Source organism: Thauera sp. JM12B12, assembly GCF_039614725.1.
Classification (GTDB): Bacteria; Pseudomonadota; Gammaproteobacteria; order Burkholderiales; family Rhodocyclaceae; genus Thauera.
The window spans coordinates 615,391-630,821 of the sequence record NZ_CP154859.1 but is presented as its reverse complement, the minus strand read 5'-3'; the positions used below and the strand labels follow the sequence as shown (position 1 = coordinate 630,821).

Sequence of the window (15,431 nt, the reverse complement as noted above, 5' to 3'; positions counted from 1 at the left end):
CGGCCCTCACGTGTCGGAAGCGGCGCGCCGCGCACTGCGGCGCGCCGTGCATGAGCCCGCGAAAAGCGCGCCAGGCCTTAATCCACGCCCTTGTTAAGGTCTTGATTTTTGCTGCATGGTGCACTGCGGTTCGCTAGAATGGTCCATTCCCCAGCAGCCGCTTACCGGTAGTCCCATGAGCCAACGCCTGCGCGAAATCCCGTACAACTACACCTCGTTCTCCGACCGCGAGATCATCATCCGCCTGCTCGGCACGGAAGCCTGGTCGGTGCTCGACGAGTTGCGCACCGAACGCGTGACCGGCCGCTCGGCGCGGATGCTGTACGAGGTGCTCGGCGACATCTGGGTCGTGCGCCGCAACCCCTACCTCGAGGACGACCTGCTCACCAGCCGGGAACGCCGCGAGGCCCTGATCGGTGCGCTCGATCACCGCCTCAACGAGGTCGACAAGCGCCGCCAGGGCAACGACCGCGTGGCGCTGCTGATCGCCCGCGCGCGCGAGGCGGTGTCCAACTTCGAGCGCTGGTTCGACGACACCGCGCGCCGCCGCAAGGCGGTACTCAAGGCGCTGACGAAGCACACCCGCCGCGACAACATCTGCTTCGACGGCCACGCCCGCGTCTCGCACGTCACCGACGCCACCGACTGGCGCGTCGAGTACCCCTTCGTGGTGCTCTACCCCGACACCGAGGAAGAGATGGCGCCGCTGGTGCGCGAGTGCATCGCGCTCGGCCTGACCATCATCCCGCGCGGCGGCGGCACCGGCTACACCGGCGGCGCGGTGCCGCTCGACGCCAGCTCGGTGGTGATCAACACCGAGAAGCTGCTCGCCATGAGCGCGGTGGAGCCCACCGTGCTGCCGGGCATCGACGGCCCGATGGCCGACCCCTACCCCACGATCCGCACCGGCGCCGGCGTGGTCACCGAGCGCGTGTCGGAAGCCGCCGCGCTCGCCGGGCGCGTGTTCGCGGTCGACCCGACCTCGGCGAGCGCGTCCTGCATCGGCGGCAACATCGCCATGAACGCCGGTGGCAAGAAGGCCGTGCTGTGGGGCACGGCGCTCGACAACCTGGCGTGGTGGAAGATGGTCACGCCCGACGGCAACTGGCTGGAGGTCGAACGCCTCGATCACAACTTCGGCAAGATCCACGAGCAGGAGACCGTACGCTTCCGCCTGCGCCGCTCCGACGGCCTCACCAACGCCCCGCTCGGCGAGGAGATCCTCGCCATGCCCGGCGCAGCCTGCCGCAAGGTCGGCCTGGGCAAGGACGTCACCGACAAGTTCCTCGGCGGCGTGCCGGGCGTGCAGAAGGAAGGCACCGACGGCCTCATCGTCGCCGCGCGCTGGGTGCTGCACAAGATGCCGCCGGTGACGCGCACGGTGTGCCTGGAGTTCTTCGGCCAGGTGCGCGAGGCGGTACCGGCGATCGTCGAGATCACCGATTTCTTCAAGCCCGGCGGCGGCGGGCACGCCGCGGGCGTGCAGCTCGCCGGCCTCGAGCACCTGGACGAGCGCTACGTGAAGGCGGTGGGCTACGCCACCAAGGCCAAACGCCACGGCCGCCCGAAGATGGTGCTGATCGGCGACGTCGTCGGCCATGACGAGGACGCGGTGATGCGGGCCGCCTCCGAGGTGGTGCGCATGACCAACGCGCGCGGCTCGGAAGGCTTCATCGCCGTGAGCCCCGAGCAACGCAAGCGCTTCTGGCTCGAGCGCAGCCGCACCGCGGCGATCTCGCGCCACACCAACGCGTTCAAGATCAACGAGGACGTGGTCATCCCGCTGCCGCGCATGGGCGAATACTGCGACGGCATCGAGCGCATCAACATCGAGCTGTCGACGCAGAACAAGATCGCGCTCTGCGATGCGCTCACCGAGTTCCTGCAGGGCGAACTGCCGCTCAACGCGGGCGACGCCGATGTTGCCAGCGAGGAGCTGCTCGGCGACCGCCGCCAGGCCGCGCTCGACCAGATCGCCGCCGTGCGCGGGCGCTGGCAGTGGCTGCTCGACAACCTCGACCTGCCGCTCGCCGAAGCCGAAGCGCAGTTCGGCGAATACGGCATCGTGGCGGGCGAGCTGTCCAACCGCGCCGACGCCCCCCGCCTCTTCCACCGCCTGCAGGACTACTCGATCCGCGTGTCCTGGAAGCAGGAGCTGCGCCCGCAGCTGCGCAACATCTTCGACGGCAACGTGTTCGCGCCGGTGCTCGCGCGCATTCAGGAGATCCACAAGGAGATCCTGCGCGGCCGCGTCTTCGTCGCCCTGCACATGCACGCCGGCGACGGCAACGTGCACACCAACCTGCCGGTCAACTCCGACCACTACGAGATGCTGCAGACCGCCAACCGCGCGGTCGACCGCATCATGGCGCTGGCGCGCAGCCTCGATGGCGTGATCTCCGGCGAGCACGGCATCGGCATCACCAAGATCGACTATCTCACCGACGAGGAGATGGCGAACTTCTGGGCGTACAAGGAGAAGGTCGACCCGGAGGGCCGCTTCAACCGCGGCAAGCTGATGCGCAAGGGGCCGATCCGCGGCAACCTCGACAACGCCTACACCCCCAGCTTCAACCTCATGGGCCATGAGTCCATCATCATGGAGCAGACCGACGTCGGCGACATCGCCCACGACATCAAGGACTGCCTGCGCTGCGGCAAGTGCAAGCCGGTGTGCTCCACCCACGTGCCGCGCGCCAACCTGCTCTATTCGCCGCGCAACAAGATCCTGTCCACCTCGCTGCTGATCGAGGCCTTCCTGTACGAGGAGCAGACCCGTCGCGGCGTGTCGCTGGCGCACTGGGCCGAGTTCGAGGACGTGGCCGACCACTGCACGATCTGCCACAAGTGCGAGAAGCCCTGTCCGGTGGACATCGACTTCGGCGACGTGTCGATCAAGATGCGCAACCTGCTCAGGAAGCAGGGCAAGAAGTCGTTCAACCCGGGCAAGGCAGCGGCCATGGCCTTCCTGACCATCAAGGATCCGACCACGATCAAGGCGATGCGCGTCGGCATGATGGACTGGGGCTACAAGGCGCAGCGCTGGGCGCACGACCTCGGCAAGCGGTTCGGCCTCGTCCAGCCGCAGGTGAAGACGCCGCCGGCCACGCTCGGCAAGGCGCCGATCAAGGCGCAGGTGATCCACTTCATCAACAAGCCGATGCCCGGCAACCTGCCCAAGAAGACCAGCCGTGCGCTGCTCGACATCGAGGACGACAAGGTCATCCCGGTGATCCGCGACCCGCAGAAGGCCAACGGCGACTCCGAGGCGGTGTTCTACTTCCCGGGCTGCGGCTCGGAGCGCCTGTTCAGCCAGGTCGGCCTGGCCACCCAGGCCATGCTCTATCACGTCGGCACGCAGACCGTTCTGCCGCCGGGCTACCTGTGCTGCGGCTATCCGCAGACCGCTGCCGGCGAGGAAGACAAGGGCCAGAAGATCACCACCGACAACCGCGTGCTCTTCCACCGCGTCGCCAACACGCTGAACTACCTCGACATCAAGACCGTGATCGTGTCCTGCGGCACCTGCATGGACCAGCTGCAGAAGTACGAATTCGAGAAGATCTTCCCCGGCTGCCGCCTGCTCGACATCCACGAGTACCTGATGGAGAAGGGCGTCCGGCTCGAGGGCGTCAGCGGCGTGAAGTACATGTACCACGAGCCCTGCCACACGCCGATGAAGGTCCATTCGGGCATCAAGGTGGCCAACGAGCTGATGGGAACGCGCGTCGATCTCTCGGACCGCTGCTGCGGCGAGTCGGGCACGCTCGCGGTCGCGCGCCCCGACATCTCGACCCAGGCGCGCTTCCGCAAGCAGGAAGAGATCGAGAAAGGCGCAGCCGCCCTGCGCGAGGGCGACCCGAACGCAAAGGTCAAGATGCTCACCTCCTGCCCGAGCTGCCTGCAGGGCATGCACCGCTACGCCAACGACGCCGGCGGCATCGAGCCCGACTACATCGTGGTCGAACTGGCCAAGCACTTGCTGGGCGACAACTGGCTGCCGGACTACGTCGCCAAGGCCAACAACGGCGGCATCGAGCGCGTGCTGCTGTAGCGGCGGCGCCGCCGTTCGCAAACGGGCCGGTGGACGTGAGTCCCCGGCCCGTTCTTCGTCAACCCGCAGCCCACGCCGTCGGGCATGGCGTCCGGCCGCCCGGGCTCAATCCTCGGCCGGGTCGCACGGATGCATGCGCCGCCACAGTTCCGGCAAGGCCTCGGCGGCACGCATGCGCAGGCGGTGGTCGACGATCCTGCTCACCGCGGTATCGCCCGGATTGATCTCGATCGTGGGGACGCCGCGGCGCGCCGCCCACACCACCGGCCCGGCGATGTAGGGAAACACGCTGGTGGTGCCGATCGACACCACGGCGTCCACGCCATCCGCGAGCACATGCTCGAGGCGATCGATCGCCGCGTCCGGCAGCGCCTCGCCGAAGAGCACCACCCCGGGGCGCATGAGCCCCCCGCAATGCGGGCACTCGGGCGGAATCTGCAGTCCGGCGTAGTCGGGCACCCTGCGCCCGTGGTGACAATCCATGCAGTGCAGGCGATGCACCGTGCCGTGGATCTCGATGAGCGTGCGCGTGCCGGCCGCGCGATGCAGGCCGTCGACGTTCTGCGTGAGCACGCACACCATGTCGCGCTCCTCCTCGAGGGCGGCGATCAGGCGGTGGGCAGCGTTGGGGCGAGCGCCCCGGCAGCTTTCCTCGATCTGCGCGATGTAGCGCCAGGCGATGTCCGGCCGGGTCGCCATCATCTCGCCGGAGAGCGCCTCCTCGATGGTCAGACCTTCCGCAGTGAGACGGTCGTGGTAAAGCCCGCCGATGCCGCGATAGGTGGGCAACCCGGAGTCGGCGGAGATGCCCGCCCCGGTGACGAACAGGATGCGGCGCGCCCCCCCGAGGATGGCGGCAGCGGCGTCGAGGGCTGCAGCCGGCGTCGTCATGCACCGACCTCGACCAGACAGTCGTAGAAGACCGGTCCGTCGCCCATGTCGGTGCGAGCCGACGAGGTCACCGCATTGGCGTTTGTACCGCCCGGAGACAGCTTGGGCCACCACACCGAAGGCGCACATACGACGCCCGGCCGCACGTCGGTGCTGAGCACGGCGCGCGCCCGGAAGGCGCCGCGGTCGTTGTGGATGCGCACGTTCTGGCCATCGACGATGGCACGCACCACCGCGTCGTCGGGGTGGATGAGCACCCTCGGCTCGCCTTCGCTGTCGAGAAAGCGCGGCAGGTTGGCGAAGCTGGAGTTGAGGAAGTTACGCGCCGGCGGCGTGATCAGCGCCAGCGGGTAGCGCGCGGCAAGGCCCGGGTTGCTGACCACCGACTCCGCCGGCGGATGCCAGGCGGGCAAGGGATCGAGCCCCTCGCCGGCGAGCGCGGCGGAGAAGAACTCGCACTTGCCCGAGGGCGTGCGGAAACCGCCGTCGGCGAAGGGCGCGAAGGGCTGCGGCAGGGCGAGGCGTGCCCAGCCCTTCGCCTGCATGCCTTCGGCCAGCCCGGCCGCGCGCGCGTCGCCCGCGCGGAAGGCCGCGGCGGCGATCGTCTCGTCGGACTCGTACAGCGCCGCATGCCCGAAGCCGAGCCGGCGCGCGAGCGCGCGGAAGACCTCGGTGTTGGAGCGCGCATCGCCGAGCGGCGCGATCGCCGGCCGGTTGTCCACCGCGTAGACATGGCCGTAGGTCGAATGCACGTCACGATGCTCGAGCTGGGTGGTCGCCGGCAGCAGGATATCGGCGTAGTCTGCGGTATCGGTCTGGAACTGCTCGTGCACGACGCAGAACAGGTCCTCGCGCGCAAAGCCGGCGCGCACGCGGTTGCTGTCGGGCGCCACCGCCACCGGGTTCGAGTTATAGACGTGGATCGCCCGCACCGGCGGATCGCGTGTCTCGAGCAGCACCTCGCCGATGAAGGACATGTTGAGCGTGCGCGGCGGATAACGCCCGGCGTCCGGGTAGAGATCAGGCCGCTGCAGCGCCGCGTGATCCACCGGGAAGTTGCCCGATGTCGACAGCAGCGCGCCGCAGCCGGCGTGGCGCCAGGCGCCGGTCAGCGCGGGCAGGCAGGCGACGTTGCGCACCGCCATGCCGCCGCCCGCACAGCGGTTGAGGCCGTAGTTCAGGCGGATGAGGCTGCGCGGGGTCGCACCATACTCGAGCGCCAGAGTGCGGATCTGCGCCGCATCCAGGCCGGTGAGCGGCGCCGCCCACTCGGGCGTGAAGGCGCGCACGCGGTCGGCGAGGGCGTCGAAACCCAGGGTGTGACGGGCAACGTAGTCATGGTCGAGCAGGCCGCGCTCGATCAGCACCTGCATCATCGCCAGCGCCAGCGCGCCGTCGGTGCCGGGCAGCGGCGCGAGATGCTGATCGCACTTCGCCGCGGTCTCGGAGCGCCGCGGGTCGATGCACACCAGCTTCGCGCCGCGCCGCCTGGCTTCCTGCAGGTAGCGCCAGCCGTGCACGTTTGACACCACGGGGTTGCCGCCCCAGATCAGGATCAGCCGGGCCTCGGCGACCGCCTCCGGATCGGCGCCGATCATCGCCCCCACCGTCGCCTTCCAGCCGTGCGCCCCGGCCGCGGCGCAGATCGTTCGATCGAGCAAGGACGCGCCCAGCCGGTGGAAGAAGCGCCGGTCCAGGCTCTCGCCCTGCACCAGGCCCATGGTGCCGGCGTAGCTGTAGGGCAGGATCGCGCGCGGGTCGTCGGCGGCGATCTCCCGGTACCTGGCGGCGATGATGTCGAGCGCCTCGTCCCACGAGATGCGCGCGAAACGGCCCTCGCCCTTGCGGCCGACGCGCTTCATCGGGTGCAGCAGGCGCTGGTCGGAATACACGCGCTCGAGGTAGTGCGCGACCTTGGTGCACAGCGCGCCGTTGGTGAAGGGCATGTCGGCGGCGCCGCGGATCTTCACCGCGCGTCCGTCGGCGACGGTGACCTCCATGGCGCAGGTGTCGGGGCAGTCGTGCGGGCAGGCCGCACGCACCTTCACCCCCGTGCGCTCCCTGTCCGTCAGGCGGTCCGGATTCGGCATCCTCGGCAGCCGTGCAGAGCCCGGGCAGCCCGGCTCAGCGACGCTCCAGCACCGCGCGGCGGGCTTCGGGGTTATCGCCGGCGGTGAGCTCGAGGTAGCGCCCGCGATCCTCCTCGAAGCGCTCGACCACGGCGTTGCGCTCGCGCAGCTTGGCCGAGATGATCGAGGACTGGGTGACGATCTCGCTGTCGAGCACGCGGATGTCGGCCTCGAGGCTGGCGGCGACCTCGCTCTTCTCGGTGTGCGTGGCCTCGGAGATCAGCGCGCGCTGGCGCTCGATGAGCTCGCTCTCGCGCGCGCGCAGCTGGCTGATGCTGCGGTCCAGGTCGCGCAGCTCGCGGTCACGGCGGCGATCGAGGTCCTCGAGGTTGCGGTAGGTCTCGAGCAGGGCCTGGTCGAGGCGCAGCCGGCGCAGACGATCGGCCTCCTCGGCTCGGCGTTCGCGCTCGAGCGCTGCCCGCGCGGCGATCTCGTCGGCGGTCAGCGGCGCGGCCACATGCCGCCGGACGACGCCGGAGGGGCTCATCTCGCGATAGGCCCGCCCATAGCAGGCGGCCGGCAGGATATCGCCGCACACGGGCTGGCCCCCGACATCGCAGCAGTAGATGGTCTTCTGCCTGGCCTGCTGGGCGGCCACCGGCATGGCCTGAACGGCCAGCAGCAGGCAGGCGGCGAAGCCGAGCAACCCAAGGTCAGCGCGCGGAAATCCCATACTGCTCCCGATAGGCCCTGACCGCGTCGAGATTGGCGGCGAGCTCGGGGCTGTCCGCCAGGTAGGCGATCAGGTCCTCGAGCGTGGCCACCGCCACCACCGGGATGCCGAAGGTCTCCCTCACCTCCTGCACCGCCGACAGCGCGCTCTTGCCGCGCTCCATGCGATCGAGCGCGATCACCACACCGGCCGGCGTCGCGCCCGCGGCCCGGATCAGCTCGACCGACTCGCGCACCGAGGTACCGGCAGAAATGACGTCATCCAGGATCAGCACGCGGCCCTTGAGCGGCGCCCCGATCAGCGTGCCGCCCTCGCCGTGGTCCTTGGCCTCCTTGCGATTGAAGGCGAAGGGCAGGTCAAGGCCGTCCTCGGCGAGGCGGATCGCGGTGCCGGCAACGAGCGGGATGCCCTTGTAGGCCGGCCCGAACAGCATGTCGCAGGCCACGCCCGAGGCGCGGATCGTGCGCGCGTAGTAGCCGCACAGCTCACGGAACGAGGCGCCGTCGTCGAACAGCCCGGCGTTGAAGAAGTACGGCGAGTTGCGTCCCGCCTTGGTCACGAAAGCGCCGAAGCGCAGCACACCCTTGCGACAGGCGAGGGCGATGAAATCCCGGCTAAAATCCACGGCTTTTTGGGCTGCCAAGCAGCTGATACTGGAGGCCGTCCATGTTACGCATCATCTCCCTCAACCTCAACGGCATCCGCTCGGCCTGCCGCAAGGGTCTGCTCGACTGGCTGCCCGCACAGAACGCCGATTTCGTCTGCGTGCAGGAGCTCAAGGCGCAGGCCGGCGACCTCGACGATGCGATGCGCGCGCCCGCCGGGCTGCGGGGCTGGTTCCACCATGCCGAGAAGAAGGGCTACAGCGGGGTCGGCATCTACAGCCGACACGCACCCGACCGCGTGGTCGAAGGCCTGGGCATCGCCGACATCGACGCCGAGGGCCGCTTCCTGCAGCTGGATTTCGGCAAGCTGTCGGTGGTGTCGCTGTACCTGCCCTCCGGCTCCAGTTCGGAAGAGCGTCAGCAGGTGAAGTTCGACTTCATGGACCGCTTCCTGCCGCACATGGACCAGCTCTTCCAGAGCGGCCAGGAGGTCGTGGTGTGCGGCGACTGGAACATCGCCCACCGCGAGGCCGACCTCAGGAACTGGAAGTCGAACCAGAAGAACTCGGGCTTCCTGCCCGAGGAGCGTGCCTGGCTGAGCCGGCTCTTCGACGAGCAGGGCTGGATCGACGTCTATCGCCGCCTGCACCCGGAGGCCACCGACGCCTGCTACACGTGGTGGTCGAACCGAGGCCAGGCGTGGGCGAAGAACGTCGGATGGCGGCTGGATTACCAGGTCGCCACCCCGGGGCTCGCGGCGAGCGCGCGCAGCGCGGCGGTCTACAAGGCGGAGCGCTTCTCAGACCACGCCCCGCTGACGGTGGATTACGACTGGACGATCTGAGCGCGGACGAAGCGTGCGGCGCGCGGCCACGGCGGCCCGTAGCCACACGCACCGACGCTCAGCGTGCGAGCAGGCGCTGCGCCGCAGCCTCGAGTTCGGCACGGCGCAGGAGCCCGAGCTTGCTGCCCGCGGGCTTGCCGTCGCGCCCGATGTAGACCGTGAACGGGAGTCCCGCCTGGGGATTGCCGAGCGCCTTCATCAGGGACATCCCCTCCCGCCCGGCGAGCACGACCGGGTAGTTGATCGCGTAGGTCGCGGCGAACGCCTTCACGGCCTCGCGCTTGCCGACCTCCTCGATCGCCACGCCGATCACCTCGATACCGTCCGCCGCCTGCTCGGCACGCAGCTTCGCAAGCTCCGGGATCTCCTCGCGGCACGGCGCGCACCAGCGCGCCCAGAAATTGACCACCAGCGGTCGCCCACGGAACTGCTCCATCGCCACCTTCTCTCCGTCGAGGCCGGTGAAGCCCGCCGCGAAGAAGGCCTCGGTGTCGATACCCTCGGCGGCATGGGCAGTGGCGGCGGCGAAACCGAGGCAGAGGATCGAGGCGAGTGTGCGGATCATGAGGCAACCTTTTCGGCAAGCGTGGTGTCCGTCAACGGTCCGCGCCGCAACCTCGACCGAGGCAGCAGGCGCAACCGCATGCGAGGCCCCGATTCTGCCAAGCCTTGGCGCCCCGCGCACCCCCTGTGCCGACGCGCGAGGAGAACAGCATCCCCTTACGCATCGTTCATTGCGATCGCCGACGACGAGGATTAGGCTTGAAGCAGGCCTGGATACAGTCCCCCCTTTGAACCACCGACAGGAGAACCACCATGGCAACGACCCAGCACCCCTCCAAGGACAAGCTCGTGGACGACCTCAAGTCGCTGATCTCGGACGCCGAGGAACTCCTCAAGCTCACCGCCGACCAGCAAGGCGGCAAGCTCGACGACCTGCGCGCGCGCATCAACAGCCGCGTGGCGATCGCCAAGGACCGACTCGCCGACGCCGAAGCCGCGATCGTCGCTTCCGGCCAGAAGGCGGCGCGCGCCACCGACGACTACGTGCACGACCACCCCTGGCAGTCGGTCGGCGTCGCCGCGGGCGTCGCCTTCCTGCTCGGCCTCCTGGTCAGCCGCCGCTGAGTCGATGAGCGCCGACCCCAGGGCGCCCAGACCGCGTCTGGCCGAAAGCCTGCACGGCATCGTCGATGCCGGCCTGCAGACGGTGCAGACGCGGCTCGAACTGCTCGCAGTCGAGCTTCAGGAGGAGAAGCTCCGCCTCGCCGGCCTCGCGCTCAACACCGTGCTGGCCGGGCTGCTGCTCGGCTTCGGGCTGGTGTTCCTGATGATCTTCCTGACCGTGCTGTTCTGGGAAGAGCACCGCCTGCTCGCGCTCGGTCTCGCGACCGCGATCTGCCTGGGCGGCGGGCTGCTCGCCGCGCGCAACGCGGCGCGCGCCTTCCGCAGCGGCACGAAGCTGTTCTCGGCCAGCCTCGCCGAGCTCGCGCGCGATCGCGACGCCCTGAAAAAGCCCGACTGAAGGCACCCCGCGCATGGACGCCCGCCACGTCGAACTCGCATTGCGCAAGCAGAGGCTGCAACTTCGGGCAGAGACCCAGCGCGCCGACATCGGCCGCCGGCTGGCGGGTATAGACGGCGCACTCGATCGCGTCGACTCCCTGCGCGATCAGCTCGCCTGGGCGAAGGACAAGGTGCCGGTGCTGTCGGTCGCGCTGCTCGTCGTGCTCGCCGCAAAACCGCGGCTGACGCTGCGCCTCGCCAAGCGTGCCTGGGTGGGCTGGCTGGTCGTGCGCCAGATGCGCGGCGGCAAGCTTTCGGCGCTGCTCCCCACCGCGGTGCCGCTGCTGCGGGGACTGCTCGCGCTGCTCAGGCGCCGCCTCGAGGCTTCGGAAGGATCAGGTTCAGCAGCACCGCGACGACGCCGCACAGGCTGACGCCCTGCAGGGTGAGGCCGTCGAAGTTCAGCGCCAGCCCGCCGATCCCCATCACGAGCACCGCGGACACGATGACGAGGTTGCGCGGTTCCTCGAGGTCGACCCGCGCCTTGATCAGGGTGTTGAGGCCCACTGCCGCCACCGAGCCGAACATCAGCATCATGATGCCGCCCATCACCGGCACCGGGATCGAGGCCAGCAGCGCATTGAACTTGCCGAAGAAGGCGAGGATCACCGCCAGCACCGCCGCCCACGTCATGATCGCCGGGTTGTAGTTCTTGGTCAGCGTGACCGCGCCGGTGACCTCGGAATAGGTGGTGATCGGCGGCCCGCCGATCAGGCCGGCGAACAGCACGCCGGCGCCGTCGCCGGCCAGGGTGCGGTGCAGGCCGGGCTTCTCGGTGTAGTCCTTGCCGGTCACGCCGCCGATCGCGAGCACGTCGCCGACGTGCTCGATCGCAGGCGCCAGCGCCACCGGCAGCATGAAGAGGATGGCCGCGAGTTCGAAGCTCGGGGTGACGAACTGCGGCAGCACGAACCAGGGCGCCGCACCCACCGCGGCGAAATCCACCAGCCCGAACAGGATCGCCGCCAAGTAGCCCGCGCCCACCCCGCACAGGATGGGCACCAGCTTCAGGAAGCCACGCGCGAACACCGCCACCAGCACCGTCGTACCGAAGGAAATCCCCGCCACGGTGAGCGCGGTCGCATAGGGCACGAGCTCGATCTTGCCGTCGCCGCTGCGCCCCATCGCCATGTTGACGCCCACCGCGGCGAGCGACAGGCCGATGATCATGATGATCGGCCCCACCACCACCGGCGGCATGTAGCGGTGCACGATCTCGGCGCCATGCTTCCACACCAGGCCGGCGAAGACGAAATACATCAGCGACACGCAGGCGAGCGCCCCCATGGTCGCCGGAATGCCCCAGGTCTGGATGCTGAAGATGATCGGCGCGATGAAGGCGAAGCTCGAGCCGAGGAAAATCGGCACCTGGCGCCCGGTGATGAGCTGGAACAGCAGCGTGCCGACCCCGGCGCCGAGCAGCGCGAGAGAGGGATTCAGCCCGGTGAGCAATGGCACCAGCACCAGCGCGCCGAAGGCGACGAAGAGGATCTGGGCGCCCGAGATCGCCTGCCGCCACACCGGCTCGGACGACTGGATGGGGATTTCACGCATGGGTCGTTCTCCGCCAGGCTGTGCCGCGGGAGTGCGGCGACACCCGGCATGGTTGTCGTTATGGATGAAACGCGGATGAAGGGCGGCCGCAGCCGGCCGCGGAGATCAGTTGTGCCGGGTGCCGAAGATCTTGTCTCCGGCATCGCCCAGGCCTGGGATGATGTAGCCGTGCTCGTTGAGGTGGCTGTCGACGCTCGCGGTGTAGATGTCGACGTCGGGGTGCTTCTCGCCCATCAGCGCGATGCCCTCGGGCGCCGCCACCAGCACCAGCGCGCGCACTTGGCTGCAGCCCTTGCGCTTGAGCATGTCGACGGTGGCGACCATCGAGCCGCCGGTGGCCAGCATCGGATCGATGATCAGCGCCATGCGTTCGTTCAGCTGGCCGACGAACTTCTCGAAATAGGGCACCGGCTGCAGCGTCTCCTCGTCGCGCGCGATGCCGACCACGCTGACCTTGGCGCTCGGCACCATGTCGAGCACGCCGTCGAGCATGCCCAGGCCGGCGCGCAGGATCGGTACGACGGTGACCTTCTTGCCCTTGATCTGCTCGATCTCGACCGGCCCCGCCCAGCCCTGGATCTCGACCGTCTCGAGCGGGAAGTCCTTGCACGCCTCGTAGGCGAGCAGGCGCGCGATCTCGGCGGTGAGCTCGCGGAACTTCTTGGTGCTGATGTCGCCCTCGCGCATCAGGCCGATCTTGTGGCGCACGAGCGGGTGGCGGATTTCGTGGATGGGCATGGCGGATTCCGGGCGGCAGGAGGAAGACCCGCACCTTTTACCGCGCCGCCCGTCCGCGCACAAGCGCACAAACCACAGCGCGCGCGCCGCGCCATCCGTCAGCCCGGCGCACGCCCCCGGAGCCGCCGCCGGCGCGGGATCGGCGCTAGAATGACGCGTCCGAAAACGCCCCGGGCAAGCGCCCGCAGTCCATCGACATGTCCCTCAATATGGAAGAAGTCCGCCGCGCCCGCGAGGAGGCCGACTGCCTCGCCGACGCCGCCACCGTGGAAGCGGCCCTGGACCGCATGGCGGCCGAGATCACCGCCCGCCTCGCCGACGCCAACCCGCTCGTCTATGCGGTGATGAACGGCGGCCTGATCCTCGCCGGCCGCATCCTGCCGCGCCTGCCCTTCCCGCTCGAGGTCGCCTACCTGCACGCCAGCCGCTACGGCCACGCGATCCAGGGCACCCTGCTCGACTGGCGCGTGCGTCCGACCCAGGACCTGCGCGGACGCACGGTGCTGGTGCTGGACGACATCCTCGACGAGGGCCACACGCTCAAGGCGATCATCGAGCACCTCAAGGAAGAGGGCGCTGCCGAGGTGCTGTCCGCAGTGCTGGTGCACAAGCTGCACGATCGCAAGGCCACGCCGGGCATGCGCGCCGACTTCTCCGGCCTCGACATCCCCGACCGCTTCCTGTTCGGCTGCGGGATGGACTACAAGGGCTACTGGCGCAACGCGCCCGGCATCTACGCCGTCAAGGGTCTGTAACCAGGAGGCCAGGAAATGCTCGTCACCTTCAAGTCCCACGCCAGTGCCGACGTCATCATGCTCGGCGATTCCGCGAAGAAGCTGATCGCCATCCTCGGCAAGGATCCGCACAACGCGCAGGGCATCATCACCGCCCAGCAACTCCCCGAAGCGATCGCCCGCCTCAAGGCCGCGATCGAGGAAGACCGCGCCCGCCAGGCCGAGCTCGAGCGCCAGCGCACCGAAGCCGACGAGGCTGCCGACAAGGAAGCCGGCCGCACCGGCATGGCGGCGCCGGTCGGCCTCGCCCAGCGCGCCTGGCCGCTGCTGAGCATGATGGAAGAGTCGCTGCGCGAGGAAACGCCGGTCGTCTGGGGCGTCTGAACCCGCCGTACGCTCAGCTGCGCAGGCGGCGCGCGCTGTCGACCAGCGCGGCGGCAAGCTTGTCGAGCATGTCCTGCTGCGCGGCGTCGCGCAGGCGCGCATCGTCCCCCACCGCCTCGCCCGCCTTCGCCACCGCGAGCTGCTGCGGGATGACCTGCATGCCCAGGTAGCCGAGAATGTCGCGCACATGGAACAGCACCCGCATGCCGCCGAGCGCGCCCGGCGAGCTTCCCACCACCGCCGCGGCGCGCCCGGCATACACCTTGCCGCCGGAGCGCTCGGGGTCGGCGGGGTTGGGCCGCGAGCACCAGTCGAGCGTGTTCTTGAGCAGGGGCGTGATCGAGCCGTTGTACTCGGGATTGACCACCAGCAGGCCGTCGCTCGCATGCAGCAGGCGCTGCAGGCGCACGACGGGCTCGGGCAGGCCGGAGTCGGCCTCGAGGTCGCCGTCGTAGAGCGGTGCCGGGTAGTCGTCGAGGTCGATCGATTCCACCTCCGCACCGGCATTGCGCACGGCCAGCGCACAGGCCTGCGCCACCCGTCTGGACAAGGCCTCGCGCCGGCGGCTGCCGGCCACCACCACGATTCGGGGCTGGTTCATTGACGCTGCTCCTTTGGTCTGGAAACCCCGCCATTATCCGCCCGACCGCGCGATGTCGCAGGCCATCGTGACGCAGCAGTCCCGATACCGGCGCCGATCCCGACCATGCGGGCACGCCACGCAGGACCGCATGGAGGCCTTGAAACCCTCGTCCGCGCCGCAATATCAGGAAAATCCGAAATTACCGGAGCCTGCCATGCCCGACGCCCTGCACCTGGTCTGCCCGCACTGCAACGCGGTCAATCGCGTCCCCACCGCCCGCCTCGCCGACGCACCGAATTGCGGTCAGTGCGGCCAGGCGCTGTTCACCGCCCACCCGGTCGAGCTCGACGCCGCGAGCTTCGAGCGCCACATCGGCCGTAGCGACATCCCGGTGCTGGTCGACTTCTGGGCGCCCTGGTGCGGCCCCTGCCGGATGATGGCGCCCGCCTTCGCCCAGGCTGCCGGCATGCTCGAGCCGCAGGTACGGCTCGCCAAGCTCGACACCGAGGCCCACCCGGCGCTGGCCGGGCGCTTCGGCATCCGCAGCATCCCGACCCTGGCGCTGTTCCGCGGCGGCCGCGAGCTCGCGCGCCAGGCCGGCGCGATGGGCGCGGCAGACATCGTGCGCTGGGTGCGCACCCAGCTCGGCTGAGCGGCGGAGGCTGCGTCGTTCAAG

General features: G+C 69.3%; 16 protein-coding genes. 8 read left to right on the top strand and 8 right to left on the bottom strand.

What is annotated here, in order from left to right; all coding sequences use genetic code 11:
* The first annotated feature begins 175 nt into the window (after positions 1-175).
* Positions 176-4,054: a DUF3683 domain-containing protein gene (locus AAG895_RS02750; RefSeq protein ID WP_345794036.1), complete on the top strand. Its 3,879-nt coding sequence runs from the start codon at positions 176-178 to the stop codon at positions 4,052-4,054.
* A gap of 105 nt (positions 4,055-4,159) precedes the next feature.
* Here the strand turns inward: AAG895_RS02750 and AAG895_RS02745 are convergent, their stop codons facing one another.
* The 4 genes from AAG895_RS02745 to pyrE form a co-directional block, all read right to left on the bottom strand.
* Positions 4,160-4,945: an NAD-dependent deacylase gene (locus AAG895_RS02745; protein ID WP_345794035.1), complete on the bottom strand. Its 786-nt coding sequence runs from the start codon at positions 4,943-4,945 to the stop codon at positions 4,160-4,162.
* Positions 4,942-6,945 (bottom strand): molybdopterin oxidoreductase family protein, encoded by a 2,004-nt coding sequence (locus AAG895_RS02740; protein WP_345795358.1) that lies wholly within the window; start codon positions 6,943-6,945, stop codon positions 4,942-4,944. The genes AAG895_RS02745 and AAG895_RS02740 overlap by 4 nt, the downstream gene beginning before the upstream one ends.
* A 124-nt stretch (positions 6,946-7,069) precedes the next feature.
* Positions 7,070-7,747 carry a hypothetical protein gene (locus AAG895_RS02735; RefSeq protein WP_345794034.1) on the bottom strand — a complete coding sequence of 226 codons (678 nt, stop codon included), beginning with the start codon at positions 7,745-7,747 and terminating at the stop codon, positions 7,070-7,072.
* Positions 7,728-8,372 carry an orotate phosphoribosyltransferase gene (pyrE, locus tag AAG895_RS02730; RefSeq protein ID WP_345794033.1) on the bottom strand — a complete coding sequence of 215 codons (645 nt, stop codon included), beginning with the start codon at positions 8,370-8,372 and terminating at the stop codon, positions 7,728-7,730. Before pyrE ends, AAG895_RS02735 begins: the two co-directional genes overlap by 20 nt.
* 41 nt (positions 8,373-8,413) lie before the next feature.
* Here pyrE and AAG895_RS02725 point away from each other — a divergent pair, with 41 nt between their 5' ends.
* On the top strand, positions 8,414-9,196 hold the full coding sequence (locus tag AAG895_RS02725; protein ID WP_345794032.1) for an exodeoxyribonuclease III: 783 nt from the start codon (positions 8,414-8,416) through the stop codon (positions 9,194-9,196).
* Positions 9,197-9,254: 58 nt separating this feature from the next.
* Here the strand turns inward: AAG895_RS02725 and AAG895_RS02720 are convergent, their stop codons facing one another.
* Positions 9,255-9,761 (bottom strand): TlpA disulfide reductase family protein, encoded by a 507-nt coding sequence (locus AAG895_RS02720; protein WP_345794031.1) that lies wholly within the window; start codon positions 9,759-9,761, stop codon positions 9,255-9,257.
* Positions 9,762-10,012: 251 nt separating this feature from the next.
* On the opposite strand from AAG895_RS02720, the gene AAG895_RS02715 reads away from it, so the two are divergent.
* From AAG895_RS02715 to AAG895_RS02705, 3 genes are read left to right on the top strand one after another with little or no spacing between them, the layout of a single operon-like run.
* Positions 10,013-10,324 (top strand): YqjD family protein, encoded by a 312-nt coding sequence (locus AAG895_RS02715; RefSeq protein ID WP_345794030.1) that lies wholly within the window; start codon positions 10,013-10,015, stop codon positions 10,322-10,324.
* Positions 10,325-10,328: 4 nt separating this feature from the next.
* Complete coding sequence (locus AAG895_RS02710) at positions 10,329-10,721, top strand: phage holin family protein (protein ID WP_345794029.1); 393 nt, start codon at positions 10,329-10,331, stop codon at positions 10,719-10,721.
* A gap of 13 nt (positions 10,722-10,734) precedes the next feature.
* Positions 10,735-11,136 carry a YqjK family protein gene (locus tag AAG895_RS02705; RefSeq protein WP_345794028.1) on the top strand — a complete coding sequence of 134 codons (402 nt, stop codon included), beginning with the start codon at positions 10,735-10,737 and terminating at the stop codon, positions 11,134-11,136.
* Here the strand turns inward: AAG895_RS02705 and AAG895_RS02700 are convergent.
* Together AAG895_RS02700 and upp are read right to left on the bottom strand one after the other, a co-directional pair.
* Positions 11,069-12,316, bottom strand: a complete 1,248-nt coding sequence (locus tag AAG895_RS02700; RefSeq protein ID WP_345794027.1) for a uracil-xanthine permease family protein — start codon at positions 12,314-12,316, stop codon at positions 11,069-11,071. The genes AAG895_RS02705 and AAG895_RS02700 overlap by 68 nt on opposite strands.
* Positions 12,317-12,421: 105 nt before the next feature.
* Positions 12,422-13,054, bottom strand: coding sequence for a uracil phosphoribosyltransferase (gene upp, locus AAG895_RS02695; protein WP_345794026.1), 633 nt, complete (start codon positions 13,052-13,054; stop codon positions 12,422-12,424).
* A 197-nt stretch (positions 13,055-13,251) separates the two neighbouring features.
* Here upp and AAG895_RS02690 point away from each other — a divergent pair, with 197 nt between their 5' ends.
* Positions 13,252-13,809, top strand: coding sequence for a hypoxanthine-guanine phosphoribosyltransferase (locus AAG895_RS02690; protein WP_345794025.1), 558 nt, complete (start codon positions 13,252-13,254; stop codon positions 13,807-13,809).
* 15 nt (positions 13,810-13,824) lie between these two features.
* The gene (locus AAG895_RS02685; protein ID WP_345794024.1) at positions 13,825-14,172 is read left to right on the top strand and encodes a DUF1840 domain-containing protein; all 348 of its coding nucleotides are present in this window, start codon (positions 13,825-13,827) and stop codon (positions 14,170-14,172) included.
* 13 nt (positions 14,173-14,185) lie between these two features.
* Here the strand turns inward: AAG895_RS02685 and AAG895_RS02680 are convergent, their stop codons facing one another.
* Entirely contained in the window at positions 14,186-14,773 is a 588-nt protein-coding gene (locus AAG895_RS02680) for an NAD(P)H-dependent oxidoreductase (protein WP_345794023.1), read from the bottom strand.
* Between the two features lie 196 nt (positions 14,774-14,969).
* Here AAG895_RS02680 and trxC point away from each other — a divergent pair, with 196 nt between their 5' ends.
* The gene (gene trxC / locus AAG895_RS02675; protein ID WP_345794022.1) at positions 14,970-15,407 is read left to right on the top strand and encodes a thioredoxin TrxC; all 438 of its coding nucleotides are present in this window, start codon (positions 14,970-14,972) and stop codon (positions 15,405-15,407) included.
* The last annotated feature ends 24 nt before the right edge of the window (positions 15,408-15,431 follow it).